This window comes from uncultured Kordia sp. (genome assembly GCF_947496985.1).
Lineage (GTDB): Bacteria > Bacteroidota > Bacteroidia > Flavobacteriales > Flavobacteriaceae > Kordia.
Genome location: NZ_CANMEZ010000003.1, coordinates 352,450 through 378,453, shown reverse-complemented (window position 1 = coordinate 378,453; position 26,004 = coordinate 352,450). Strand labels below are relative to the sequence as shown.

Below are 26,004 nucleotides of genomic sequence, written 5' to 3'. Positions count from 1 at the left end.
TAATCACACTTAGTAATTCAAGAAAAAGAAAACATAATTTATGAATCCATCTAATGAACTTTTAAAACAAATTTATAGCCTATCTTTCTCAGTAAATTCAGCATCTAACCTATCATGGAAACAAACCGATTGCAAAAGCGGTATGGTTGAAATGCAAGCGTATATAAAAAAAGTAGCGGCAGCTGTTCTGTCAGAAACTGCTTCTATTATTGGTAATTGGAAAGCAATTTGGGGACCAATTGTGTATGCAAATGATCCTACATCCACTTCTGTACATGCCGATAACACTATGGGAATGTATTATAATTCGGATGAAAATGTAATGGTAATTGCGATTGCTGGAACAAATGTAAACTCTCCATTTGGTTGGTTTGTAGAAGATTTTTCAGTACATACTACCAAATCATGGGAAACCGTAACTGGAGTTCCTAGTTCAGGAAATATATCAAACGGAACGTATGTAGGTTTATCTATTTTACGTGAAATGAAAAACAGTAAAAAAGAAACTGTTACTGCTGCTCTAAAAAACTTTTTGAGTGAAAACCCTAGCTTAACAGGAATGCAAGTCGCTGTAGCTGGACATAGTTTAGGTGGTGCCTTGTCTCCTACTTTAGCACTATTTCTTTCTGATACAAAATCTGATTGGGATCCGAATGGAATGACCTCTATTGGTGCGTTTCCAACGGCAGGTCCAACGCCTGGTGATGAAGCTTTTGCTTCGTATTATGAAAAACAAATTGCCGCTGATAAAATATATTATCTAAGTCAGCATAATGCTATTGATGTAGTACCACATGCTTGGCAAAAAGAAGATATTGAAAAAATACCAACTATTTATCAAGATTATATAAAGCAACCAAGTGATGCAAACCCTGCAGAAACCATTACTGGTACTTTAGCAAGTGCTGCTGCCTTGAATGCATTAGCTACTAAAAATATTATTGGTGTTCCTGTAAATCGCTATCAACAGATAAGTCCGTCTACGACACTTGATGGTACTTTTAATACAGAAATGGACGATAAAATTTCTGAAAAATTAAAATACATTAATTTGGTATTGCCATTAGCTTTAGGAAAGTATGCTGTGTATTTGAGAAATTTAGCACGTTTCGCAGCACAAGCGGCTGTACAACACACTAGTGAATATCATAAATTATTAGATATTGTTCCATTTATGGCTGAATATGAAAAAATATTGAAAGCTAATAAACCAAAAGAACAAGATGTTTTAGAAGATTACGAATATGCCGTAAAAGAAATTGCGAAAATCGATTTACAAAAGATTGATGAAGCCGCATTAACAATTGCAAAAGATAATCACTAGACTATTTAGAATAGTGACTAACCAACCTTTAATTATAAAAAAACACTCCTATTTGGAGTGTTTTTCTTCATTAATCATTACTACTGTACTATTCAACTTTTTACAAAACGCTTCGTTTGTGTAAAATTACCCGCAGTAACTTTAATCAAGTATATTCCACTATTCCATTCGGAAACTTCAATATTAGTTTGTTTTTCCTCTAGTTTTTTTATTAAAATTTGTTTTCCTAACATATTATAAATTTCAACTTTTGCCACACTATTTTTGTTCGGTAGTGTAATTGTAAAGTTAGAAGTTGAAGGATTCGGGCTTATTGAAAAGTTTGTTAATGCAAAACGGTCAACTCCAAGTGTCAAATTAGCAACAGTTCCTCCTCGTCCTCCAGAATGATATCCAAAAGCTAATCCTCCGCCTTTTGCCCACAACAAAGGGATAGGTCCTGTTGTTGTTGGAAATACATAATCATTAGCATCTCCAGTATTTATAGCTCTCGTGGCAACTAAAGTTCTTACTCCTATTAGAATTGTATTACTAACTACAGTCCAGTCTTGACTACCATCTAAATTAGGCATTCCATTCCCCGCTAACATATTCCTGTCTTGTAATCCAATTGAATTATACACAATTGCATCATCTCCTGCATTTCCCATCATATTACCTGCGGCAACTCCTGGAGCAACTCCTAACCATACATTTGAAGGACCAATCAAAGTCATCGTAACCAATGATGTGGAAGAATCTACATCAAACTTTACGGTAAAATCTGAAGCTAAAGAAACTGTTCCTGTACTCCAAGATTGTCCAAGACAGAAACTTATGGATAATAAGAAAATAAAAAATGTAATTTTTTTCATAGCGCTTTGTTTTTGATAAGTGTAATAATTTTTTGATTGTTGTAATTGATTGCATAATCTAAAGCTGTCTTTCCACTACCATCTTTTTTATTTGCTTTTGCTCCAGAATTAATCAATTTTTCAGCAATACTCGTATTATTAAATAATGTTGCATAATGTAAAGCCGTTGTACCGTTTTCATCAGTTTTGTTCACATCTACATTATGTTTTAATAATATGTCAATAATTTTTTCGTCCTTTTTATATACAGCTGCCATTAGTGGAGTTCCGTATGAAGTAACACTATTTATATTTTCTACCTTGTTTATTAAAAACTCAACAACCTCAGCGTTTCCATTATAGCATGCTAGTAAAAATGGGGTATATCCAACATCATTTTTTAAATTAATCATTTCAGGTGTCTCTTTATAAATTTTTGCTATTTGTGCTTTACTTCCACTTCTAGCTACTGTGAATACATCTTCTTGTGCATGAATGAATATTACATTCAACAAAAAAAGAATTGTTATGATTTTGCGCATAGGGTAAATTGGTTTTAAACTGTTCTATTAGGGTATAATCTCTTAGAAACTCATATACAACAAACTAGTATTACAAAACTATTTGTTTACATGTAGTAATGTGATATGAAAAAAAGAGTTTTACATATTAATTTATACCCCAAACTATGTTTAATACAGTAAATGAAATACCTACGCATGATTTATCTACTATAGATAGTATCAATATTGAGTTTATATCACATACTAATAGTTATGATTATAAAGCCATTCATAGACATAATTATTATGAAGTTTTATTCTTTACGCATGGTGGCGGTTATCAAATTATTGATTTTAAAAAGTATCCAATACATTCTAATAGCTGTTACATTGTAAAACCAAGACAAGTACATTTAATAAGACGAGAAGAAAAAGCAGACGGTTTGTTGATTCAGTTTACAGAAACAATGATTTTTCCTGATGTATTGAAAAAATCATTATCTATTTTGGATAAACGTCACATCCAACCTATAGTTTTTGAATACAATAAAGTATTGACCGATTTTTTTATAGTTGCTTTAGAGGATATAAAGCAATTGTCAAACGAAAAATTCATGTACTATAAACAAAAAATAGCACATGAACTTTGTACTCTTTTATATAACATTGAAGAGTCTATACAAAAAAATACGCAAGAAGAAACTCGTATTACTAGTGATTTAATTACCAATTTCGCCAATCTTATCGAAATAAATATGACAACGTTATCTGTTCAAGAATATGCTAATTTGTTGAATGTTTCTACAAAAAAGCTAGCGCAAATAACCAAAAAACAATTAGGACTAACACCACTAAAGTATATTCACAAACAATTACTTACAGAGATTAAACGGGATCTTACGTTTAAAGAATTAAGCCATAAAGAGATTGCTTATAATTACAATTTTGATTCTCCTTCTAATTTTAGCTTGTTTGTAAAGTCACAAACAGGATTAAACCCTTCTGAATTACAGAAACAATTATTGAAAAATTATGAATTATAATTAAATAATGTGTAATAACACATAACTACATATTCTTATAAAAAGTGCTTTCCAAAACCAATAGAATCAAATGTAAATGCTGTACTGTTTTCTGATTTGTCTAGTTTGTTATTAATGGTCAACGCCCAAAGAATCAATTCCATACAAAATGTTTGATCTTCTTTGCTATAATCAGCAGCATATTCATCAATGATCGCTTTTAGTGGTGTAACTGAATTGATACTTGCGTAGAATTCTTCATCTGATGCTGTATAATTTAGTTCTATAAAGTTATCTTCAAACCAATCAATAACATCCGTATACGTTGTTTTCACGCCTTCTTTTTCAAGCTTTGGAACACGTGGAAAGATGTCTTCAAACTGTGTCATTACGGCATCATCAATCAATAGCTTGGCAACCTCATCAGCGCCTTCTTGTTCGCCTTCATATACCAATTCTATTTTTCCAGTAATGGAAGGTATGATCGACATAAAATCTACCAAACGAATCGTTGTTTTTTCATCGCCAGTTTCTATCAATCGCAATTTGGCAGCAGCCATCAAGTTTTCCATGGCACTAATAGTTAAACGTGCACTTACACCACTTTTTGCATCTACATATTCACTATTTCGTGCTGCAAAAGCTACTTCTTCAAGTAAATCTTTTGCAAGATTCGGAATTTGTATTGCTAATTTGTCTTCTTTAGAAACATTTGCTTCTTGTGCTGTAATTTCACGTGCCAACTTAATTGTTTTTGGATAGTGTGTAAATATCTGTGAACCAATTCTATCTTTTAATGGTGTTACTATACTTCCTCTATTCGTATAATCTTCTGGATTAGCCGTAAAAACAAATTGAATATCTAACGGCATTCGTAACTGAAAACCACGAATTTGAACATCTCCTTCTTGTAAAATATTGAATAATGACACTTGAATACGTGCTTGTAAATCTGGCAATTCATTAATTACAAATATCGATCGATTTGCACGTGGAATCATGCCATAATGCAATACGCGTTCGTCTGAATACGGTAATTTTAAAGTTGCCGCTTTAATTGGGTCAATATCTCCAATTAAATCAGATACATTTACATCTGGTGTGGCTAATTTTTCAAAGAAACGTTCTGAACGATGCACCCAAGCTATTGGCGTTTCATCTTCGTGTTCTGCTAGTAAATCTCTTGCATATTTAGAAATTGGTTGAAACGGACTATCATTGATTTCAGAACCTTTCACAATTGGCATATATTCATCGAGTAAGTCTACCATGCTACGCGCAATTCGTGTTTTAGCTTGTCCACGCAGTCCTAATAGATTGATATGATGTCCGGCTAAAATTGCTTTTTTCAGTTGTGGAATTACGGTATCTTCATAACCTAACAATCCTTCAAAAATAGGTTCATTTGCTTTGATTCGAGCTATTAAGTTTGCTTGTAATTCTTCACTAATGGTTTTATTGATGTATCCAGAATTTTTTAATTCTTTGAGTGTGATTTCTTTTTGCATATTTTTTTATTCTTTTTCAGTAGTCGTATAGAACTCTATAAAATTAATGTATAACGTTCTTTTTTCTAAATATAGTGAGTGTTTTTCGTTAAGAATTCTCGAAAAAAGATATTCAACGTTAATTATCTATATTATTAATGTATAATTTGTCTTTTAGATTCGACATAACTTTATACAAGTGATTCAAATAATATCGTAAGATTGTTATTAGACATTAAATGATGATCTGTCATATTTTTAATTTGTATTTTAGAAAAAACTATATCGAACTTAACTTTTCACTCACTAAGCGCTGTATCCAATAATGAAAACGAATACTTCTAACTTTATACGTTATATAAAAAATTCCATTCCACTTTCTAATAAAGAGGAATCGTTATTAGTATCTAAAATAAATAACAGAACGTATTTAAAAGGTCAATATATATTACAACAAGGAGATCCTTGTAAAACATTAAATTTTGTTGTTTCTGGTGTCACAAAAACTTTTCATATAGATAGTGAAGGCAACGAGCATATTTTTCGATTTGCAATTGAAAATTGGTGGGCTACCGACTTACCAAGTTTTATTAATCAAGATATTGCCAATACAAATATTCAATGTTTAGAAAATACAGAAGTTATTCAAATTTCATTGCAAGCCTTTGAGTGTTTAAATCTTGAAATTCCTCAATTCGAGCATTTTTTTCGTCTTCTTTTTCAAAAAGTTTCTATAACTCTTGAAAAGCGTATCATTAATAATTTAAGCCTTCCTGCCAAAGAAAGATATTTATTATTTAGAAAAGAATATAAAGCATTTGAGCAACGAATACCACAATATATGATAGCATCTTACTTAGGTATATCTAAACAGTATCTAAGTGAAATACGCAATCTATTAACTTCCAATTGATAAAATGTTCAACTACCTGAACAAAATTTCTTCAGATAGCTGAATTCACAACGTTTTTTGTATCTCCATCTTTGCAAAATAAGATACAAAAAAATGAAAAAAAATTTAAAAATTAACTTCGAGGTTCCTAAAAGGGAACAAATGTCTATAGACAATTTACCTGTGTATGACGCAATCATAAAATCGGTAGGTTTTATGCCAAATCTTTTTGCAACATTAGGATTATCTGATAATGGATTGAATCGTTATATCTCTTTTCAAAACGAGAAATCTTCATTGAGTAATAAAGAAAAAGAAGCCATTAATTTAATTGTAAGTGAAGTAAATGAATGCAATTATTGCAGAGCTGCTCATACTACGATTGGAAAAATGAATGGATTTACCGATGAGCAAGCTCTTGAATTAAGAAGTGGGCAAGCCGCTTTTGATGATAAGTTAAATGCCCTTGTTAAACTAAGTCAAAATATTGTGAATACGCGAGGAAAAGTGCTGCCACAATATTTAGAGTTATTTTTTAATGAAGGTTACAACCAAGGTCATTTAGTAGATGTTATTCTACAAATTGGAGAAAAAACAATCACAAATTATCTCCATAATATTACTCAAGTACCAATTGACTTTCCAGAAGTCTCAAAAATTTAAAAAACATGGAACAACATAAAAAAACTTCTTTTTTATCATTTGATTTCACGAGATCATCAAGTCCTATTAAGACTATTTTATGGTCTGGTTTAATATCAGGTATTTTAGATTCAATCGCTGGAGTAATAGTATATTATATTTATTTTGGTTTAAATCCTTTACAGGTATTACAATTCATTGCAGCAGGTGTTTACGGTCCTGAAGCCATAAACGGAGGAGTAGGAATGATCCTTATTGGAACTTTTTTCCACTTTTTAATAGCGTATGTAGCTGCTATTATTTACTTCTTTGCCTATCCTAAAATAAGTTTATTACGCAATAACAAAGTATTAATGGGATTACTTTATGGGTTCGTCATTTGGTTATTTATGAATCTACTTGTTTTACCATATTCAAATATTCCAAAAGGTCCTTTTGATATTGGATTGGCAATTGTGGGTATTGTTTGGCATATGGTATTAGTTGGACTACCAATTGCTTTAATTACCTCTAAATATCTAAAGAAAGAGAGCTAAATTACAACATAGAAATATTATACAAAAAAGGACACTTGGTTTAATATCAAATGTCCTTTTTTTAGATATAAAATATTTATATTCTTCGTTTTCTGTTTTTTTCGTAATCTTCAAAAATCATTTGTCCCAAACCTGACAGACCTGTTAGAAATGCTTTTCCCCTATTTTGTTCTGTAAATAGTTCTACAAATCGTCGTAAGTGTGGATCTTTTGCAATCATGAAAGTTGTAATTGGAATTTTCAATTTTCGCGCTTGAGCAGCTTTGTTTAAACATTTTGAGACAATCATTTCGTCTAATCCAAAACTGTTTTTGTAAAATTCTCCTGTCGGCAACTGAATACAACTTGGTTTTCCGTCCGTAATCATGAAAATTTGTTTATTGGTGTTTCGCTTTCGGCGAAGAATATCCATTGCCAATTCCAATCCTGCAACCGTATTTGTATGATACGGACCAACTTTTAAATATGGTAAATCTTTAATCTTAATCGGCCAAGCTTCGTTTCCAAATACAATTACATCAATCGAATCTTTTGGATATTTACGATGAATCAATTCTACCAATGCCATTGCCACTTTTTTTGCAGGCGTGATGCGATCTTCTCCATACAGAATCATTGAATGACTGATATCAATCATCAACACAGTACTCATTTGGGCTTTGTGTTTGGTTTCTTCAACGATGAGATCATTTTCGGTAAGACGTAAATCACTTATTCCGTTATTGACTTGTGCATTTTTGATGCTTTCTGTCATATTTATCATTGCCAAATCGTCTCCAAATTGATATGCCCGATGTTCTCCATTGTGCTCATCTCCTTTTCCAAGTTTTGAAGTATTATGATTTCCTAAACCACTTTTTTTTAGCTTCCCAAATATTTGATCTAACGCATATGCACGCAACGCAGATTCAAGTTTGGCGGTTAATACATTCTTTCCTTTTCCGCTTCCGTTGCCTGTATTTCCTTTTTCGGGATCAATTTCTTCTTTGATATAACCACGCTTTTTCAGGTCGTTTTCAAAGTCTTGCAATGTATATTCGTCTGTAAAAATGTTGTATTCTTTATCAAGCGTATCTAACCATTCAAACGCTTCTTCTATATCGCCTGAAGTATGTGTAAGAATGTCTTTAAAAATGTCAAACACACGATCAAAATGCGATACTTCTTCTGGAATGTGCTTACTAAAAGTAAATCCTTTTCCATAGTTAAAATTCATACTGGTCATTAATCGTCCTTTCTTTTCGGGTTTTCTAGTGTAAGATTGAAGTTTTTACTAGATTTTTCTTTTTCCTATAAAAATACGGAAAAGATTGGAGAATGAAGATTTGTTGTTTGTAATTAATTTTTCTGTTTTAAGGTTCTACAATTTCAGTTAGAAGCAAATACTTTGGGAAGTAAACTAGTATCTATCTAATGTATATCATGAAAACTAAAAAAGCCCCGAAAGGGACTTAGTGTTTAATTTTTTATTTACGCTGATGATAGTTCTTTTTATGCATCTACAAAAATTACTTGCCCAGTAATAAATCCGTCCACAGAACGTTCAAAAGCTTTTCCTACTAAAGCTCCAGGCACTGGTTGAAATCCAGGCATCATTTCCCCATATAATTCCCAAGCTTCTTCTAAAACAGTTGGATTTATAGAGTTTATTCGAATTCCTCTTGGCATTTCAAATGCCACACATTTAACAAACGTATCAATTGCTCCACTAGTTGTTGCATCAGCAATAGCTGTAGGAAGTGGTTTCTCGTTTAAAATTCCTGAAATTAATGAGAAAGAACCGTTATCTGCGATGTATTCTTGACCTATACGCACTATATTGATTTGCCCCATCATTTTACTTAAAATGGTGTTCATCCATTGTTCTTCAGTCATTTCAGTAAAATTGGCATATTCACAAACACCAACAGCATTTACTACGGCATCAAAATGTCCTACATCTTCATATAGTTTTCTTAAGGATTTTACACTAGTGATATCTACTTGATAGTCATAGCTACCTGCAGCACGTCCTGCAGTTATTATTTTATGTTTTCCTAAGCCTGTAAGAGCTGCTTGACCTATTTTTCCGTTTGCTCCAATTAAAATTATTGTTTTCATATGATATCTATTTTAGTTAAATCATATGCAAATTTATCAAGTGATGAAGGTCTTATTTTAGGACATTTGTCTAATTAGAAATATTTGCTCTTATTCTACTTAAATGCCGCTGTGTAATTCCTAAATAAGAAGATAGATAGTTTAAAGGGATTAATTGTAAATATTCAGGAGCATTTGTCAATAAGTCTTGATACCTTTTTTCAGCAGTCTCTTTTTGTAGAATAAAAATTCTTTTTTCCATTTCGATGTATTCCTGCTCCGCAATGAGCTTGAAAAATCTAAGCCAGTTGGAGCTTGAATTTTCTAATTTTAAAATTTCATCTCTTGAAATCACTAATAATTCAACAGCTGTTAAAGCTTGAATATTCTCAGCGGTTTTAGCTTGAGATAAAAATGAAGAATATGCGCTAACAAAGGAATTCGAAAAAGTAAAACAGTATGTTACTTCTTCTGATGATGATGAATAATAAAATGACCTGAATATCCCAGAAATTACAAACGCTATTTCTTTACACGTTTTACCTTCTTTAATGAAAAAATCTCCTTTCTCTAACTTTTTATAAGTTACTTTACTTTCAAATAATTCTATATCATCATTTGAGAGTATATTAAATGATTTTAAATAATTTTTCATTCCTCTAGTTAATTACAATCAACATATTTTATAAAATGTATTCCTAGGTTAAACACGAAAGTTAGTAAATAAAAACTGAATAGAAGGTTCATTAAAGTTTTAACAAGCAAACTAGAACTCACTATATTTTATGTTTTCTATAAAGAGCTTGATTTCTTTTAAATTACTATTTTTAAGCTTACATGAATAAAACTTTTTTGTACTACCGTTTTAGAAGAGTTATTAGTTTCAGATTCGTCTTTTAGTGTGTTTGAGTTTGTGTAAAAGTTGTATTTTTTTATAAAACTAAAGAAAAGATTGGATCATGGAAATTTGTTGTTTGTTACTTTATTTGCTGATACATTTGAACTTTGTCAATATATGTATCTTCTTGTTTGAAAAAGCCTTTTATTGTTCCGCTGATTTCAAAACCCATTTTTAGATATAAGTTATATCCAATCGCATTGGAAGCATAAACATCTAACCAAATGATTTCTAATTTAGATTGATTTTTAGCCCATTCTATAGCACTCTTAATTAAAATTCTACCTAAACCTTGATTTCTCCAGTTTTCATCAATTCCCATACCAAGCATTGCTGTATGACTTATTTTGAATCTTTTACTTCCTGTTAGATCAATGTTTCCGATGAGTTTACTATTGTATTCAGCCACTAAAAAGATACTGTTTTCACTTTCTTCATATCTGTTTATAAGTTGTTTTTCTTTTTGCAGATCATTAGGATAATCATCCAGCGTAAGCGGAAGTGTATTTGTGTTTTTTATGTAGCCTCTTTTTAAATCAAGAATAGCTTGTGCGTCTTTTTCTTCAGGCAATCTGATGGTTATTTGTTTACCTGATTTTAGCGTATGGTTTGTTTTTTGAAAGTTCAATTATAGTTTTTTTAGTACACCGTAATGTAATAAATAAAATATGAAGTTCCTTTTATTCTATTACTTTATCCTTATATCTGCCTGCTTTCAATTCTAAGTTTACTATTTACCTGTGTTTAGTTCTTCAATTTTATTTTTCATTTGTTCATTATAATTGTATTGATTCTCTTTATTTAATTCAATTGCTTTTTTATAGTTTTCAATTGCATTGAGACTGTCTTTTTTCAGCTCATAAACTTCTGCTAATCCAGCTAAAGAAACCCACCAATTTGGATTTACCTCCGCATTAATTTTAAATATTTCAAATGCGTTCTCTTTATTTTTTTCGCTGTATAAATATAAATTTCCAATACTATTTATACTCCATTTTAGAACATCGTCCTTTGGATTTTCTTGTGCAAACTTTTTGTAAGCTTGAGATGCTTCAGTGTATTTACTATTTAAAACAAAACGCATGACATCTTCTTCCAATGTTGGAGCTTTTTCTTTTAATTCAGGAATCGCAATTCTTGCTATGTCATTTATGATGATATCATGAGCTGGAATTTTATATCCGTTAGATAATAGAATAATCGTTGCTTTATGATTGACAAATTTCCTAAATGCTGCTAAATTTCCTCCTGAAAAGCCATAGGATTCTAATTCATTTACAGGATAATTTCCCCAACCATGTAAAAATGTATCTTTTTGATTTGCAAAATTAAATGGTTTCCACATTTCATATTTCACTTTGTTATTTAGTAATTTATTAGCGTCTAATCGCTTATTCCATTCTATAAATTTTTGAAGTGTAATATTTAGTCCATTTCCAGAATGACCTCTAATTCCACTGTTATTGGTATCTTTTTCAAATTCTTTAACTTCATTATTATAGAAGTATCGAGTAGCTCGATTTGGGATGATTTCTTGTGAATTTGAAGAGAATAAAACACCTGTTGTTGTATTATCAAATTGATATTTAAGGATATATTCGTCAAATGTCATTCCTGTAATTTTTTCGATAATTTGCGCAAGTAACCAATAATTGGTTTGATTGTATCTAAATTGATTTCCTGTAACAAAATCCATATCATCTTTGAACAATTTCTCCATTAATGCTTTATCAGATAATGTACTTTCATACCTTATAATATCTGGCAAACCAGAAGAATGACTTAATAGATTTTTAATTTGAATTTCCTGCCATTGCTTAGGCAAATCTTCTAAATATGTTGAAATTGTATCTTCTAAATCTAATTTTCCATCTTGTATAAGTTGGAAAATTCCTGTGGTAGTAATTAGTTTTGTTGCTGAAAAAACTCTGAATAATGTCTGCTCATCAACAAGCTGATTATTTTCTAAAGACGATTTCCCCAAATACTTTTCATATACTATTACATCATCTATAATTACTGCTAAAGCCAATCCTGGGATATTGTGTAATTCCATTGTCTCTGAGAGATAGGTGTCAATTTCGCTTGTAATTTCAGTAATAGTTTCTTTTTTCTTTTGATCAGTACAAGACATATTGATTAGAAAAAGTATAAGGATAAAAAAAGAATTTAGTCTTTTCATAAGGTTTGAATGTTAGTTTTCATAAAGACGTGACATTTTCTTCAATGTTGCATTTATTAAATCTACGTTAGACTAAATTATCTTTATTTTATGCTACTTACAGTTAAGAATTTAATCTTCACTAAAGTATAAGTACAACATATAAAATTCCAGTTAAAAACAGGAATATATCTTGTTTTCAAACTGGAATTTATTTTTAACTACTACTTATAATTAAGGATCAATTTACTAGGTTTAGTATTTAGTCCTTTTTTTAGTATACTTCATTTGTTTTACCATTTTGCCAAAATCTTTATCTTTTTTCCTTTTTTCAGCAATTGAGGATTCAAAGTGTACTTTTTCCTTCTCAATCTTTACATAGTTATCATATATTGATTGATCCAAGCTATTATTATCAATTGCTTCTAAAACTGCACAATGTACTTCATTTGTGTGTGTACAGTTTGAAAATTTACATTGTTTTGCTAATACAATAATATCTTCAAATGCAGTATGTATTCCTTCCGAAGAATCAACAATTCCAACTTCTTTCATACCTGGCGTATCTATCAGAATTCCATAATTTGTTACAATTAATTCTCTATGGGTAGTCGTATGTTTTCCTTTTTCTACGTGTTGTCGAATTTCTTTAGTCAACATCATTTCTTTTCCAAATAAATTATTCGTCAAGGTAGATTTCCCTACTCCTGATGAGCCTAGTAAACAATACGTTGTACCTTTTTCTAAATATTTTTTCAGAGGTTCAATTCCTCCTGTTATTTTAGTACTGATAGTAACAATTGGCACTTTTTTAATTCTTGCCCGAATTGAATTTACTAACTTTTCAAGCTTTGTATTGTCAATTAAATCAATTTTATTCAGTACAATAATTGGTTGGACATTAGATGAATAACAAAGCGTTAAATATCGTTCTATTCGGTTGATATTAAAATCATTATCAACAGCTTGTAAAACTATAGCATAATCTATATTTGTTGCTATCACTTGCTTTTTTCCATACTGTCCAACAGATTTTCTTGAAATAATAGATTTTCTTGGTATTATCTTATATATCAATGCTAAAGAAGTGTCATAAACCATTAGAAAAACCCAATCGCCAACAGCTGGGTAGTCTTCACTATCATCTGCTGAATATCTTAAGTTTCCCGTAATTTCTGCTTCTATATCTCCCTTTTCTGTTTTTACAATGTACTTATTTTTATGTTGAGCACTCACTCTGCCAATGTCAAAGTTTTCAAGATTCATTTCTGATCTTAATTTTTTAATGTTTTCATTGTATCCGAAATCTTTTAGTTTCATGTTTAATATGTCTTTAAAAAGATTGTGACCATTTGCATTGAATGTATGAGATACATATGCGAGATAGTGTCCTATATAGAAAATTACATATATAGAAACTAATCACAATCAATGTGATGTTTTTAAAATTTAAAAAAATAGTGAAGCTCCAGATGCGTATCTGGAGTTGGAGTGATAGTCAATAAGAGAATTGACTATTTATTTAACAATATCCAAGTATGATATTATAGACATAAAATGTTTTATACAATATTAATATAGCAAAATTAAGAAATACATTCTTTACTTCATAATTCTATATATTAAAAATGCTTCCAAAAAACATAAGTCTTCTGGAAGCATTTTCTATTTAAAAAATAATGTAAGCTTATTTACTTAAATACATTTTTCTTCTTGAATATAAGTTATAGAATTCGTCATCTTTTAAGCTATCTATGAATAAGATGCTTTCTCCTGTACTCTTCATTTCTGGTCCTAAGCGTTTATTTACATTCGGGAATTTGTTGAATGAGAATACTGGTTGTTTGATGGCATATCCTTCTAATTGCGGATTAAAATTGAAGTCCGTCACCTTCTTCTCTCCTAACATTACTTTTGTCGCATAGTTTACATATGGCTCTTTGTACGCTTTCGCGATGAAAGGAACCGTACGAGAAGCTCTTGGATTGGCTTCAATGATGTATACCATATCGTCTTTGATAGCAAACTGAATGTTAATTAATCCGACAGTGTTTAATGCTAAAGCAATCTTTTTTGTATGATCTTTGATTTGTTGCATCACAAACTCACCTAAGTTGAATGGTGGCAAGGTTGCGTTTGAATCTCCAGAGTGAATTCCGCAAGGCTCAATATGTTCCATAATTCCAATGATGTATACATTTTCACCGTCACAAATTGCATCCGCTTCTGCTTCTATTGCTCCATCTAAATAATGATCTAGCAACAATTTATTATTTGGAATTTTACGCAGTAAGTCTACTACAGTTTCTTCCAATTCTTGCTTGTTAATCACAATTTTCATTCCTTGTCCTCCAAGTACATATGACGGACGAACCAAGATTGGGAAGTCTAACTCATCTGCTAAAGCCAAGGCCTCATCAGCATTCTCAGCCACTCCAAATTCTGGATAAGGAATATTGTTTTCTTTTAATAATGTAGAGAAACTTCCTCTATCTTCCGCTAAATCTAACGATTGATAAGTTGTTCCTAATATTTTGATTCCGTGACGATCTAGCTTTTCAGCCAATTTCAACGCGGTTTGTCCTCCTAATTGAACAATAACACCTTCTGGTTTCTCATGTTGAATGATGTCGTAAATGTGTTCCCAGAAAACTGGTTCGAAGTATAATTTATCAGCCGTATCGAAATCGGTAGAAACCGTTTCTGGGTTACAGTTGATCATGATAGTTTCGTATCCACATTCAGCCGCAGCTAATACACCATGCACACAACAGTAATCAAATTCAATTCCTTGTCCAATTCTATTTGGACCAGAACCTAATACAACTATTTTCTTTTTGTCTGATACTACACTTTCATTGTGTACAAAACGTTTTCCATCAGCAGTTTCAATTTCTGCTTCAAACGTAGAGTAGTAATAAGGTGTTTTTGCTGTAAATTCTGCTGCACAGGTATCTACTAACTTGTATACACGCTTAATTCCTAAGTCTTCACGTTTTTTGTATACTTCACTTTCCCAACATCCTAACATATGTGCTATTTGTCGATCTGCGAATCCTTTTTGTTTAGCTTCTAATAATAAATCTCTTGAAATACTATCAATTTTATTATGCGAAGCGATTTCTTTTTCTAACTGGTGTAATTCTTCATATTGACGTAAGAACCACATGTCAATTTTTGTAATTTCGTGAATTCTACTCAGTGGAATTCCCATCTGAATGGCATCATATATTACAAATACTCTATCCCAAGAAGCATGTCTAAGCTTACTGATAATTGTATCGTAATTTTTATATCCTTTCCCATCAGCTCCTAAACCATTACGCTTAATTTCAAGTGATTGCGTAGCTTTATGTAGGGCTTCTTGGAATGAACGTCCAATTCCCATTACTTCTCCTACCGCTTTCATTTGTAATCCTAATTCTCGATCTGAACCTTCAAATTTATCAAAGTTCCAACGTGGAATTTTTACGATTACGTAATCTAGTGTTGGTTCAAATAATGCTGATGTTGATTTTGTAATTTGATTGTCTAATTCGTCTAACGAGTATCCGATAGCCAATTTAGCAGCAATTTTTGCAATCGGATATCCTGTTGCTTTACTTGCCAATGCTGAAGAACGTGATACACGTGGATTGATCTCAATAGCGATAATATCTTCTTTATCGTCAGGACTTACAGCAAACTGAACATTACATCCACCTTCAAAGTCACCAATACTACGCATCATTTTGATAGACATATCACGCATTTTCTGATATGTACGATCTGATAAAGTCATTGCTGGAGCTACTGTGATAGAATCTCCTGTATGGATTCCCATTGGGTCCATATTTTCAATAGAACAGATAATTACTACGTTGTCATTTTTATCACGTAATAATTCTAATTCGTATTCTTTCCAACCCATCATCGCTTTATCGATCATTACTTCATGAATAGGTGAAGCTTCTAATCCGCGACGTAATAATTCGTCAAAATCTTCTGGATCATATACAATTGAAGCTCCTGCTCCTCCTAGTGTATACGATGCTCTAATTACTAATGGAAAACCAAATTCTTGTGCAATTTCTTTTCCTTTTAAGAATGATGTTGCTGTGGCTTGTGGCGCCATTCCAACACCAATTTCCCCCATTAACTCTCTAAACTTTTCACGGTCTTCTGTAATATTGATCGCATCAATATCAACTCCAATAAGTTTTATATCAAAATCTTCCCAAATTCCTTTTTCATCTGCTTCAATACATAAGTTTAATGCAGTTTGTCCTCCCATAGTTGGTAAAACGGCATCAATTTGAGGATGTTCTTTTAGAACTTCAATAATAGATTTTGTTGTTAATGGTTTTAGGTATACATGATCCGCCATTGTAGGATCGGTCATGATGGTTGCTGGGTTTGAGTTGATAAGAATTGTTTCGATTCCATCTTCTCTTAGTGAACGTAATGCTTGCGATCCTGAGTAGTCAAATTCACAAGCTTGACCAATAACAATTGGTCCTGATCCGATAATTAAAATTGATTTTAAGTCTTCTCTTTTTGGCATTAGTTTGTGTGTGTGTTGTGTTGCGTAAAAATAAAAAAACGTTTGGGTACAAAAAAGGTGTTGCTTAAAAAAAACAACACCTTATCTATATACTATCTATATCATTATTTCTTATGTCTTAATTCAGATGACACAGAAATTTTCTTTCTTCCTTTTGCTCTTCTACGAGCTAGCACTTTTCTACCGTTTACAGAAGCCATTCTTTCTCTGAAACCGTGCTTGTTTCTTCTTTTTCTTTTCGATGGTTGAAATGTTCTTTTCATTATTTAAATATCTTTAATTCTCTTGAAAATAATTGTAATTGCACGCGAGATTCCTTTCTAAAAGTGCGGCGCAAATATACAAAGAGTTTTTACTTTCACAAACAGATTTTAAAAAATATTTTCGATTGTTTTTTATACATTTGCAAACTCGATTAATATATACTGTTTTATGTTCAACAAAAATATCAAATTAATTATAGCGGCAGCAATTTTTGCCTTCGCAATTTATCAGTTTTATGAAAGCTATATAGGTAATGGAATTTTCCTGATTCTATTAGCTGCGATCTTTGTGTTACTATATTTTAAGAATGAGTTTATTTTATTATCATTTTTAAAACTTCGTAAACAAGATTTTGATGGTACAAAACGCTTGTTATCTAAAATTAAAAATCCTGAAACTGCTTTGACAAAGAAGCAACTAGGATATTATAATTATTTACATGGAATTATGGCCTCTCAAAATAATTTAACACAAGCAGAAAAGTATTTGCGTAAAGCAGAGAAACTTGGTTTGAGTATGGATCATGATATGGCAATGGTAAAAATGACCTTAGCTGGTATTGCATCTCAAAAAAATAGAAAGGTTGAAGCTAAAAGTTTAATGAAAGAAGCTAAGACACTTGATAAGCGAGGAATGCTAACTGAGCAAATAAAGATGATGGAACAGCAGATGAAACGCGCTTCAAACGCTCCTAAACAACATTATGGCAATCGCCAAAATATGCGAAGACGATAATATGAAAAAGAATAGAATTAGAAAAGCGACTTATTAATAAGTCGCTTTTTTTTACCAAAAATTTGCTTCAGTTATTGTTATGACATCATTTACTGAAAACAATTTAAAACATATTGATTGGTTATTATATTGGGCAAAGATTTGAATTTCCATTGTCACAATCTGCTGTACAGTTTCCTCCTATACGCGTGCAATTCCATTGTGTTTGGAAAGGTGTACAGCCATCTGTACAACCAGCAGTGAATCCACCTCCTGCTATATTTTCTGCATTTAAGTTTGAAACTGATTTCTTATTTAAGGATAATCCTTTAAGGTTCTTTTTTTTCATAATTATTTGATATTGATTTGTGTATTTTCAAATCTAATTATGATTTTAAAGTTTAAAAAAGGAAGCTTGTCGCTATTTATAAATAACGACCAATCTGTTTTTAGAAAAATATTTTAATTATTTCTTGATGCTATTATTCGTCTCTTTTAAGTATTAAACCATTCTTCCCAACAGCATATAGTTTCCCGTTAGAAGTAGAAGTTATTGAGCGTAGGTATATGTTTATATCTTCATGCTCGTACTCAAGATTCCATGACACACCACCATTTATAGTTTTATATATTTTATTTCGACTTAATAAATAGCCTTCTTGTTCATTTATAAAATGTATGTCTGCAAAACCATCTGTAAAACCACTGGCTATATGTGCCCAGCTTGCTCCGCCGTCAGTTGTTTTATAAATATTACGATCAAACATTCCTATGAACCCATAATTTTCATTGACAAATTCAGTAGCAGATATTTCTACGTTTCGTATAGACTCTGGTAATTCTAATTGTTGCCAATTTATACCATTATCCGTAGATTTATAAAGTGATCCTAAACTCACATTGTCATAGGTAGTGCCACCTGCAAGATATATAGTTTCATTTGTTGTTACTACTAATTCAGAAGCATATTGAGTATTTGAATATGCTACAACCCAATTTGCACCACCATCATTAGTTTTGAGCACAGTTCCACCTTTTACAATGATTCCATTCTGTTCTGTAAAGAAATGAATATGGAAAATAGTATTAGAATAATTCTCTAAACCACCTATTTCGTTAAATGTTATTCCTCCATCGGTTGTTTTATGTAAGCCAACTCTTGAAGTAAGAAATTCGTTTTCATTCAGAATAAACACAGTATTTAAAGATGTAGGAATCCCAACATCTAATTCTTCCCAAGTTTCTCCGCCATCTTCTGTTTTAAATAATGCGTTTAATGAACCACAGATAACACCAAAATTTTCATTGATGAATTTTATATCTGAAAGTCCTTTTGATGTAGGACTGTTTAATTCACTCCATAACATCGGACTTACAGTTTCGGATGAATCATCTTGTGAACAACTAAAGATTAGAATAAGAAAACAGAAGTATAGGATATTTTTCATGCGCTCTATATTAAACGTTTATACTTATATAACATTTCAAAATTACATTTGTGACATTTTTTTATTTTTTGATACGATGACGAATGACATCTGAGACAATTTGCGAATCCTCTTGTACGAAATAATGTAGGTTTGCCAAAATTTCTGAGTTTTGATTATGCCTAGATACCAACTCATAAGCAATATTTTGAATGTTTTGTTTTGGTGCGATATCTTTTTTGAATTCCGTTTTTAAAACTTTTAGAAAATTAAGATTGTTTCCTAGATGCACTTCGTTTTTGTAGAAAGTATCAATTTCTTTTTCGAGTGCTTTTCTACTGTCAAAATGTACTAAGTGATTGTTTAAACAATTAATCGCATCTTTGTTTTCTCGCCAACCCTTGACTAGCAGTTTACTCGCTGAATCTTTATCGTCCATTTTTTTACGATATAGTAACGCTGCTTTTACATATTGATCATTTTTAGTATAATCATCTGCTACAATTCTGTAATGGTGATGTGCATTTTTGGTATCTTTTATTTTGGTATAAATATCACCAACTGATTCGTGTTCTTCTAATTCTTTAAACAGTTTAATTGCTTTTTTGTACGAACGTGCTTTTTCATAACATTCTGCCGCATTTTGCTTGTCATTACATTTTTTCAGATAGATTAATGCTGCATCGTTGTGCAAATTTCCTTCATCTAAAATATAGGCAGCTCTGTATGGATTGCGAAGTAGTTTTAGTTGAATATACGCTGCTTTTTTGAATTGCTTTTTCTCAATGAAATCATCACATAATTTTTCATAACGATTCATTAACTGTTGAAACTGTGTGTCTCCAACAGTTGTTGAGCCTCCTCCTCCACTATATTCCTGAGAAGATTTAAACATAGAACCTATAAACAATCCTACGCCTAAAAATAAAATCACAATAATAAAAAGCGCTAGAAAAAAACTTCCAATATCTCCATTCAAAATTGTATCAAATATGACGTATAACAATTTCAACATCAACAACACGATGATGAAATACAGAAGTTTACTTTCAAATCTACTTTCTTTACGCATCTTCTTCGTCAAATTTTCTGTTTCTATTTAGTAATGTATATAACATACGTAATACTATAAATGCAGCTATAACACCAAAAACTGCAGGAAATCCATCTTGATTTAAAATTGGATAGAAAAGATACATTAATAATCCTACAATAATAATGGTAAGGATTATTTTATTTTGAACACTTATTTCATTTCCTCCAAAATAGAAATTTCCTTTTTGCTTTTTTGTATTTTCCTCATCTTCAATATTAAAAAATTCACTTTCGTCTGGTAAATCTAACCAAGAATGTTTTTTTTCTAATGGCTTTGCTTGTATCTTTTGTTTTCGATACATGAATAAATACAGAATTAAAAGTAATAATACCAATATAGCTATGATTAATAATATATTTTGAATGATATTATTTTCTGGTTTTGGTTTTATTTGTTCTTCTTGCTGATGACTCGTTTCCGAAAGATCTACAGTAAGGTTTTCATCGTCTTCAAAAGTGACCTCAGTATCATTTGTAGGTTCAATTTCCTCAAATTTTGGATGTACATACTCAACTCCTGGTGTATCTTTTTTAACAGCGTATAACACTTCATATCCAATCCAAAAAAGAGCTACTATTGCCAAAGCTGCGAGTACAACTCGTAAATAATTCTTTCCACTATCGTCCGAATCACCAAAACCTAATGATTCAAAAAAACCACTTTTAAATTTGTATTTTGCAAATGCTTTTCCTCTTGAAGTTCCCATCATATCTAATGGAATCGCCATTTTGAGTGCAGCATCAGGATTTTTTTCTAAATAGCTTAAATACTTAGCAACCTCAGCATTGTTTCCTTCCAATACTTTTTTCATATCAAAAGGCACATCTTCTGAATCTTCTTCTTTTTCTCCAAAAGGATTTTCGAATGCTTCTTCTGCTTCCTCTTCTTCAATTTCGATACTAAATGAAGTTACTCTTTTAGGAATTTTAACCCCTTTTGCGGGCATTGCTATCGTTGGAAATTGTTCTTCTGGATTTTGTATGATTGTTGACCAATTTAACTCTTCGTTGAGTTCTATCATGCCAAATTCATAATGAAAAAAATGTGGTGTTCCATTTAGTAGGTTTGAAAATTCTTCATCCGTTAACGCCATATTTAATGTTGTATTTTCTGGAATAAAGAAATTTTTATATGCTTTTTGTATCGTTATGTTAGTACCGATATCTATATTTTTTTGAGCCGTTTTTAGAATTAATAACACACCCGAAATACCATTAGCTTCTAAACTTGGACATGCATAAGCTGTACAATCTGATAACTTGAGATGCATGCGCTTCACTTCCTGCAACCATACTTTGGGAGATGCATGCTTGATGAAAATCCCACAACGTGGATACGGATTAGTATCGATAAATTTCAGCGCTAATTTCATATAATTATACAATTGTCAATGAATGGATCGATGTGTTTTCGTTTGAACTCTTTTACACTGATTACCTTTAATTGTGAATTTTCAGGTAAGAAATATTCGTTTCCAGCAAATTCTGTATCAGTTGCCATTGCCAAGCTTATTTCAATGTAAGAAACTAAGTAAAATGTTTTTACCGCAGGATCTGAACTTAAAAATGTTAGCATTCCTTTTTTATCTATAGCAATTTTATTTCCATTAGAAAATCGGAATTCTGTCCTATCAATGTATTCTGCATTAGATAGATACCCTTCTTCTTCTCTGTTTAATTGAAATAATAAATAATCGTCTGAAATATGCAATCTATGTATGTTATTAAAGATAAGTTCTAAACTATTAGTAACTGCAATTGATTTTATTTTAGTGAATATAGAGCCTGGGAAATATGGGAAATAGTTACTTATACATGTATCATAATCTTTTTTTAATTCACTAGAAGGTGTTGTAATTTCGTCAATAAATTTGTGTTTAAAATCTATTTTTAGATATACTGGATCATCACTGTAATATTTTCTTGTGATGAAATACAACTCGTTTTGATGTACTAATGCGTTTTTGATAGATGATCGGTATTGTACATCATAATCTCCTGTAAACGTCTTTGTTTGAGATTCGCTTTTCACAATTATTTTGTCAGATGCACTACAAGAAATAGTGATTAATTCATCATCAAAAATTGTAGCATTCAGTGGTTTTTTCATACCTGACACAAAACGAACATCTGTTCTCACAAGATCAAATCCTTTGTCATATCCATTCATTCTATACACCGCGCCACGTTTTCGCAGTACATATCCTGTATCGACTGAAAAGAAATGTGTTAAATAACCATTTGGATAACCATACAACAACGGATATTCAATAATTGGAGCTTCTTTTTGTGTCTTTAGAAGCTTTCTCCTTCGTGTATTTGGTGGATGCGCCCATAATTCCTGTAATGGTAATTGAATGTGTTTTACCAATCGTTTGGCACCATTTTTAAGTTTATACACATCAATATTTCCTTCTGTATCTGCTGTTATTACACCACCAAATTTATCATGATGTAGGTTAAAAATACGTTGCATTGCTGCATGCTCCAAGGTTTTTGGAGACGTGAATAAGGTAACTTCTATGTTTTCTTCTTCACAGGTGTCAATGAATTGTATAATCGCGCTTGACGCATCTAATATGGGAGATGTAACTTGTAAACCTTCTATGATGTCTATTTTTTCATCAAATGCTAGTTTGGCACATTTTTCACCAATTGCATATGACTGAAAGGTCATTTCATTTTTGGGATGATGCATAAAAGCAAAAGCCGTTGCAAATGATAGTATTTTAGGTGTTCCCCAATTTTTTATGGTTGTATCTATTAAAAAGATACGTGTGCGTAAATCTTCTTCTGGTGTTGTTTCACGACGTATAAATAAAGCTTCCTTGTTAGCAATTCTATGCAGAAAAATAAGATCATCATTGGCAAATTCTGAGGTCAACAAGTTATCAAACTTTCCTTTGTTTGTAACATCTGAAATTCCTCCAAGCGGCATTTCTCCCGGATGCACGTAGTGCATTGGTAATTGAATTCCTGACCATATTCGTTTGATAAGACTTCCCATAAAGAACGTCTTTGGATCTTCAATGAGCTGTTGAATTAAATCTGGTTGTTCACTTATGGTTTCTATTTCAGTATCTTCTGGATCTACTGGAACTGGAAGTATTTTTTCCCAAGCAGTTAATAACGCGTTTACTGTTGGAAAACGTTCGTGTAATAAAGCCAAGGAATTAAAATCTTTGCTTAGTGCAGACATTGTAATTTCCGTTTGCCTACTACATTGGTTTAATTCAAACGCTTTATTTTGTATACAGCTTACAATTGCATCTGCATATTTGTTAGATAAACCATGCTTTACTTTTTGAAATAAAAAGATAAATAAATCTATCCTGTTTTTTCCTTTTTTATATTTTTTCGGAAGTGTTATTAGAGTTTCTAAAAAACGTTGAGCTTCTTCAAAATAGACATGTTTGAATAATAAATCGTCTTCAAATGTTTTTTGAATCTTTTTAAACTGTTCGTCAATTGCTTTTGAAACTTCTCCAGAATTTGTTGCTAAAAAAGTTAATATTAATGCTCCAAAAGGAGGCAAATCATTAGAAGAAATTGCTTTCAGTATTTCTTCAATTTGTTCTTTGTACGCAACTGTGATTCCATCTGGAATACTTATGCAATTAATACCTCCATGATAGTCATACGCGTTTTCAATAACATCACTAGTAAACATATAATCAGTTTCCCATTGCCAGAAATAATCTGTATAGGATTGAAAATAGTATATAGCTTTTCGTTGTGTAATATTCATGCTATTGTGATAGTCGGTATCCGCTAATTGTAAGAGGTTTTAGTTGCTCGGTTGTTATTTTATAATATGTATTATTTGGTTGTAATACAATATATTCTTCTTGTGTTGTTTGTAAATTTTTATGATAGAAATTACTCAACTCTGGATGTTCAAAATCGTATCCTGTAGGAATCAAGAAATGTTGATGTAGCCAATAACTTTTCCCAGGAATTGGTAATAAAGGAGTTCCTATAAGAAATGCTTTTTTATTGACAATAGTCCATTTTATGGATTGCAATCGAATTGCAGGCGCTTTTGGAATATATGTATCTAAGATTTTAAAATCGACTAATAATGCTTTTGATTCATGCTCTACGCTAGAAAGAATCAATTTGAAATCAATGGTTTCATTAACACCAAAATAATTGAAATTATAGGATGGTATTTCTACAGGCAATGCTTTGTTTATTGGTGACCAAAGTAATGACGTTTTGAGTCGTTCTTCTGGTAAATTCCCGCCAAGGAGAAATAATGCATTGTTTTTTTGAAAATATATTTTTTTGAATGGAATGCTACGTATTTCTGGACTATGCAATTTACTTGGTTCAATTCCACGAACCCAAACATCATTTTCATCAGTTGCCATACGCAGTGTTTTCCACACGCGAATTTGTGAAAGTTTTTCTTTGTATTTTGAAGGTAATCGTAACCAATATTCTGTTACGCCTTGTGCAAGATGTCTTTCCACAACTGATCTATTTCATTGTTTATGTATTGTTTTTTCTGTTGCTCTTTGATCCAATCTGTACGGTTTTGCAAGTAACGAAGTTTATCTTTGATAACGTTTAATTCTTGCAATGACAAACCTTCATTTGATAGTTTTTGTTTTAGGTTGGACACTTCATTCATCAACTCTTCTGGATTTGGTGCTTTGTTAAAAAACGCTTGTGGATGCGAACGCTCCGCCGTTTCTTCTTTTTCTATCAATGCATTTACCGTTCCTTGTAAGGTTTCTATTTGCTCTTCTGTATTCCAAATATATTTTAACACCCATAAATCAGAAAGAATTGCTTCTGTACGATCGCATAACATTGCGCTTGCCGCCACTAAGTTTTGCATTTTTACGGCTCGTCTATCAGAAACTTCTATACCTGTGTTTCTTAAACTGTGAATCAATTCAATATAAGAGTTTCTGATGGATGATAAATCTACTTCTTTTACTTTGTGTTGTAACCCTTTAATTTCTTCGGGAGATATAAGTGTACGCTCCGTTTCTTCATTTCGTTCTAACTTCCAACCAGCTTGCAATACTTCTTCCAAACGATCAGGTTTTACATTATCTACTTTTAATCGTATTAAAAAACGATCTAATAATGCCGCTAGCGCTTCATCTTCTGGCAATAAGTTACTCGCGCTAATAAACATTAACGCTGGTAATTTTTTCGTCTCTTTTCCTCTTCTGAATATTTTTTCATTTAATGCCATTAATAAACTATTCAGAATGGCAGAGTTTGCATTAAATATTTCATCTAAAAACACCAACGAAGCTTCTGGAAGCATTCCGTCAGTATTCGTTTTTAGTTCTCCTTCTTTTAGCAAACGGATGTCTAATGGACCGAATATTTCGTTTGGTTCCGTGAATCGAGTTAATAGATAATCAAAGTTAATTCCTCCAATTACATGACTTGATAGTTGCTTTACTATGGCACTTTTTGCCGTTCCAGGAGGTCCTAATAGGAATACGTTTTCTCTTGCCAACAATCCAATCCCAAGTAAATCAATCACTTCATCTTTTCCAACGAATATGTTTTTGATTTCTTCAAGAATGGTTCGTAATTTTTTCGTTTCGTTCATAAT

Annotated in this window: 24 protein-coding genes; 6 read left to right on the top strand and 18 right to left on the bottom strand. The window is 31.5% G+C overall.

Features of this window, described 5'->3' with window-relative positions; all coding sequences use genetic code 11:
* Positions 1 to 40: 40 nt before the first annotated feature.
* Positions 41 to 1,324: a hypothetical protein gene (locus Q0828_RS10075; protein WP_298420177.1), complete on the top strand. Its 1,284-nt coding sequence runs from the start codon at positions 41 to 43 to the stop codon at positions 1,322 to 1,324.
* 92 nt (positions 1,325 to 1,416) lie between these two features.
* Here Q0828_RS10075 and Q0828_RS10070 read toward each other — a convergent pair whose 3' ends face one another.
* The gene (locus Q0828_RS10070; protein ID WP_298420175.1) at positions 1,417 to 2,178 is read right to left on the bottom strand and encodes a T9SS type A sorting domain-containing protein; all 762 of its coding nucleotides are present in this window, start codon (positions 2,176 to 2,178) and stop codon (positions 1,417 to 1,419) included.
* Complete coding sequence (locus Q0828_RS10065; RefSeq protein ID WP_298420172.1) at positions 2,175 to 2,699, bottom strand: ankyrin repeat domain-containing protein; 525 nt, start codon at positions 2,697 to 2,699, stop codon at positions 2,175 to 2,177. The genes Q0828_RS10070 and Q0828_RS10065 overlap by 4 nt, the downstream gene beginning before the upstream one ends.
* A 146-nt stretch (positions 2,700 to 2,845) precedes the next feature.
* Here Q0828_RS10065 and Q0828_RS10060 point away from each other — a divergent pair, with 146 nt between their 5' ends.
* Positions 2,846 to 3,703 (top strand): AraC family transcriptional regulator, encoded by an 858-nt coding sequence (locus Q0828_RS10060; RefSeq protein WP_298420169.1) that lies wholly within the window; start codon positions 2,846 to 2,848, stop codon positions 3,701 to 3,703.
* Positions 3,704 to 3,738: 35 nt separating this feature from the next.
* On the opposite strand, the gene Q0828_RS10055 is transcribed toward Q0828_RS10060, so the two are convergent.
* Positions 3,739 to 5,190 (bottom strand): sigma 54-interacting transcriptional regulator, encoded by a 1,452-nt coding sequence (locus Q0828_RS10055; RefSeq protein WP_298420167.1) that lies wholly within the window; start codon positions 5,188 to 5,190, stop codon positions 3,739 to 3,741.
* A 304-nt stretch (positions 5,191 to 5,494) separates the two neighbouring features.
* Between Q0828_RS10055 and Q0828_RS10050 the strand changes: the two genes are divergently transcribed.
* The 3 genes from Q0828_RS10050 to Q0828_RS10040 all read left to right on the top strand — a co-directional run bounded on the left by Q0828_RS10050 (position 5,495) and on the right by Q0828_RS10040 (position 7,239).
* Positions 5,495 to 6,082: a Crp/Fnr family transcriptional regulator gene (locus Q0828_RS10050; protein WP_298420165.1), complete on the top strand. Its 588-nt coding sequence runs from the start codon at positions 5,495 to 5,497 to the stop codon at positions 6,080 to 6,082.
* A gap of 141 nt (positions 6,083 to 6,223) precedes the next feature.
* Positions 6,224 to 6,724 (top strand): carboxymuconolactone decarboxylase family protein, encoded by a 501-nt coding sequence (locus Q0828_RS10045; protein ID WP_298420163.1) that lies wholly within the window; start codon positions 6,224 to 6,226, stop codon positions 6,722 to 6,724.
* Positions 6,725 to 6,729: 5 nt separating this feature from the next.
* Positions 6,730 to 7,239, top strand: coding sequence for a DUF1440 domain-containing protein (locus tag Q0828_RS10040; protein WP_298420161.1), 510 nt, complete (start codon positions 6,730 to 6,732; stop codon positions 7,237 to 7,239).
* Between the two features lie 76 nt (positions 7,240 to 7,315).
* Here Q0828_RS10040 and Q0828_RS10035 read toward each other — a convergent pair whose 3' ends face one another.
* The 8 genes from Q0828_RS10035 to rpmH all read right to left on the bottom strand — a co-directional run bounded on the left by Q0828_RS10035 (position 7,316) and on the right by rpmH (position 17,183).
* Positions 7,316 to 8,464 carry a VWA domain-containing protein gene (locus Q0828_RS10035; RefSeq protein WP_298420159.1) on the bottom strand — a complete coding sequence of 383 codons (1,149 nt, stop codon included), beginning with the start codon at positions 8,462 to 8,464 and terminating at the stop codon, positions 7,316 to 7,318.
* A 266-nt stretch (positions 8,465 to 8,730) separates the two neighbouring features.
* Complete coding sequence (locus tag Q0828_RS10030) at positions 8,731 to 9,339, bottom strand: short chain dehydrogenase (protein WP_298420157.1); 609 nt, start codon at positions 9,337 to 9,339, stop codon at positions 8,731 to 8,733.
* 70 nt (positions 9,340 to 9,409) lie between these two features.
* A complete protein-coding gene (locus Q0828_RS10025; protein ID WP_298420156.1) occupies positions 9,410 to 9,973 on the bottom strand; it encodes a Crp/Fnr family transcriptional regulator in 564 nt (187 codons plus the stop codon).
* A 322-nt stretch (positions 9,974 to 10,295) separates the two neighbouring features.
* On the bottom strand, positions 10,296 to 10,844 hold the full coding sequence (locus tag Q0828_RS10020; protein WP_298420154.1) for a GNAT family N-acetyltransferase: 549 nt from the start codon (positions 10,842 to 10,844) through the stop codon (positions 10,296 to 10,298).
* 102 nt (positions 10,845 to 10,946) lie between these two features.
* Positions 10,947 to 12,398 (bottom strand): serine hydrolase, encoded by a 1,452-nt coding sequence (locus Q0828_RS10015; protein ID WP_298420152.1) that lies wholly within the window; start codon positions 12,396 to 12,398, stop codon positions 10,947 to 10,949.
* A 234-nt stretch (positions 12,399 to 12,632) separates the two neighbouring features.
* Positions 12,633 to 13,697, bottom strand: a complete 1,065-nt coding sequence (rsgA, locus tag Q0828_RS10010) for a ribosome small subunit-dependent GTPase A (protein ID WP_298420150.1) — start codon at positions 13,695 to 13,697, stop codon at positions 12,633 to 12,635.
* A 367-nt stretch (positions 13,698 to 14,064) separates the two neighbouring features.
* On the bottom strand, positions 14,065 to 16,920 hold the full coding sequence (gene carB, locus Q0828_RS10005; protein WP_298420148.1) for a carbamoyl-phosphate synthase large subunit: 2,856 nt from the start codon (positions 16,918 to 16,920) through the stop codon (positions 14,065 to 14,067).
* 104 nt (positions 16,921 to 17,024) lie between these two features.
* The gene (gene rpmH, locus Q0828_RS10000) at positions 17,025 to 17,183 is read right to left on the bottom strand and encodes a 50S ribosomal protein L34 (protein ID WP_083777297.1); all 159 of its coding nucleotides are present in this window, start codon (positions 17,181 to 17,183) and stop codon (positions 17,025 to 17,027) included.
* Positions 17,184 to 17,352: 169 nt separating this feature from the next.
* Between rpmH and Q0828_RS09995 the strand changes: the two genes are divergently transcribed.
* Positions 17,353 to 17,919: a DUF2892 domain-containing protein gene (locus Q0828_RS09995; protein WP_298420145.1), complete on the top strand. Its 567-nt coding sequence runs from the start codon at positions 17,353 to 17,355 to the stop codon at positions 17,917 to 17,919.
* Positions 17,920 to 18,043: 124 nt separating this feature from the next.
* Here Q0828_RS09995 and Q0828_RS09990 read toward each other — a convergent pair whose 3' ends face one another.
* The 7 genes from Q0828_RS09990 to Q0828_RS09960 all read right to left on the bottom strand — a co-directional run bounded on the left by Q0828_RS09990 (position 18,044) and on the right by Q0828_RS09960 (position 26,001).
* Positions 18,044 to 18,247, bottom strand: a complete 204-nt coding sequence (locus tag Q0828_RS09990; RefSeq protein WP_298420143.1) for a class I lanthipeptide — start codon at positions 18,245 to 18,247, stop codon at positions 18,044 to 18,046.
* A gap of 133 nt (positions 18,248 to 18,380) precedes the next feature.
* Positions 18,381 to 19,346 (bottom strand): YCF48-related protein, encoded by a 966-nt coding sequence (locus tag Q0828_RS09985; RefSeq protein WP_298420141.1) that lies wholly within the window; start codon positions 19,344 to 19,346, stop codon positions 18,381 to 18,383.
* Positions 19,347 to 19,407: 61 nt separating this feature from the next.
* On the bottom strand, positions 19,408 to 20,409 hold the full coding sequence (locus Q0828_RS09980) for a hypothetical protein (RefSeq protein ID WP_298420139.1): 1,002 nt from the start codon (positions 20,407 to 20,409) through the stop codon (positions 19,408 to 19,410).
* Positions 20,390 to 21,793, bottom strand: coding sequence for a hypothetical protein (locus tag Q0828_RS09975; protein WP_298420137.1), 1,404 nt, complete (start codon positions 21,791 to 21,793; stop codon positions 20,390 to 20,392). The genes Q0828_RS09980 and Q0828_RS09975 overlap by 20 nt, the downstream gene beginning before the upstream one ends.
* Positions 21,790 to 24,168: a hypothetical protein gene (locus tag Q0828_RS09970; RefSeq protein ID WP_298420135.1), complete on the bottom strand. Its 2,379-nt coding sequence runs from the start codon at positions 24,166 to 24,168 to the stop codon at positions 21,790 to 21,792. The genes Q0828_RS09975 and Q0828_RS09970 overlap by 4 nt, the downstream gene beginning before the upstream one ends.
* Position 24,169: 1 nt before the next feature.
* A complete protein-coding gene (locus Q0828_RS09965) occupies positions 24,170 to 24,895 on the bottom strand; it encodes a hypothetical protein (protein ID WP_298420133.1) in 726 nt (241 codons plus the stop codon).
* A complete protein-coding gene (locus tag Q0828_RS09960; RefSeq protein WP_298420131.1) occupies positions 24,868 to 26,001 on the bottom strand; it encodes an AAA family ATPase in 1,134 nt (377 codons plus the stop codon). Before Q0828_RS09960 ends, Q0828_RS09965 begins: the two co-directional genes overlap by 28 nt.
* Positions 26,002 to 26,004: the final 3 nt, after the last annotated feature.

Excerpts from the sequence above, each read along its gene's own strand:
- rpmH (WP_083777297.1), bottom strand. The coding sequence starts at position 17,183 with ATGAAAAGAACATTTCAACCATCGAAAAGAAAAAGAAGAAACAAGCAC.
- Q0828_RS10030 (WP_298420157.1), bottom strand. The coding sequence starts at position 9,339 with ATGAAAACAATAATTTTAATTGGAGCAAACGGAAAAATAGGTCAAGCA.
- Q0828_RS09975 (WP_298420137.1), bottom strand. The coding sequence starts at position 21,793 with ATGAAATTAGCGCTGAAATTTATCGATACTAATCCGTATCCACGTTGT.
- Q0828_RS10065 (WP_298420172.1), bottom strand. The coding sequence starts at position 2,699 with ATGCGCAAAATCATAACAATTCTTTTTTTGTTGAATGTAATATTCATT.
- Q0828_RS09985 (WP_298420141.1), bottom strand. The coding sequence starts at position 19,346 with ATGAAAAATATCCTATACTTCTGTTTTCTTATTCTAATCTTTAGTTGT.
- Q0828_RS09960 (WP_298420131.1), bottom strand. The coding sequence starts at position 26,001 with ATGAACGAAACGAAAAAATTACGAACCATTCTTGAAGAAATCAAAAAC.
- Q0828_RS10050 (WP_298420165.1), top strand. The coding sequence starts at position 5,495 with ATGAAAACGAATACTTCTAACTTTATACGTTATATAAAAAATTCCATT.
- Q0828_RS10075 (WP_298420177.1), top strand. The coding sequence starts at position 41 with ATGAATCCATCTAATGAACTTTTAAAACAAATTTATAGCCTATCTTTC.
- Q0828_RS10045 (WP_298420163.1), top strand. The coding sequence starts at position 6,224 with ATGTCTATAGACAATTTACCTGTGTATGACGCAATCATAAAATCGGTA.
- Q0828_RS10035 (WP_298420159.1), bottom strand. The coding sequence starts at position 8,464 with ATGACCAGTATGAATTTTAACTATGGAAAAGGATTTACTTTTAGTAAG.
- Q0828_RS10060 (WP_298420169.1), top strand. The coding sequence starts at position 2,846 with ATGTTTAATACAGTAAATGAAATACCTACGCATGATTTATCTACTATA.
- Q0828_RS10055 (WP_298420167.1), bottom strand. The coding sequence starts at position 5,190 with ATGCAAAAAGAAATCACACTCAAAGAATTAAAAAATTCTGGATACATC.
- Q0828_RS10040 (WP_298420161.1), top strand. The coding sequence starts at position 6,730 with ATGGAACAACATAAAAAAACTTCTTTTTTATCATTTGATTTCACGAGA.
- Q0828_RS10015 (WP_298420152.1), bottom strand. The coding sequence starts at position 12,398 with ATGAAAAGACTAAATTCTTTTTTTATCCTTATACTTTTTCTAATCAAT.
- Q0828_RS10025 (WP_298420156.1), bottom strand. The coding sequence starts at position 9,973 with ATGAAAAATTATTTAAAATCATTTAATATACTCTCAAATGATGATATA.
- Q0828_RS09995 (WP_298420145.1), top strand. The coding sequence starts at position 17,353 with ATGTTCAACAAAAATATCAAATTAATTATAGCGGCAGCAATTTTTGCC.
- rsgA (WP_298420150.1), bottom strand. The coding sequence starts at position 13,697 with ATGAAACTAAAAGATTTCGGATACAATGAAAACATTAAAAAATTAAGA.
- carB (WP_298420148.1), bottom strand. The coding sequence starts at position 16,920 with ATGCCAAAAAGAGAAGACTTAAAATCAATTTTAATTATCGGATCAGGA.
- Q0828_RS10070 (WP_298420175.1), bottom strand. The coding sequence starts at position 2,178 with ATGAAAAAAATTACATTTTTTATTTTCTTATTATCCATAAGTTTCTGT.
- Q0828_RS09970 (WP_298420135.1), bottom strand. The coding sequence starts at position 24,168 with ATGAATATTACACAACGAAAAGCTATATACTATTTTCAATCCTATACA.
- Q0828_RS09990 (WP_298420143.1), bottom strand. The coding sequence starts at position 18,247 with ATGAAAAAAAAGAACCTTAAAGGATTATCCTTAAATAAGAAATCAGTT.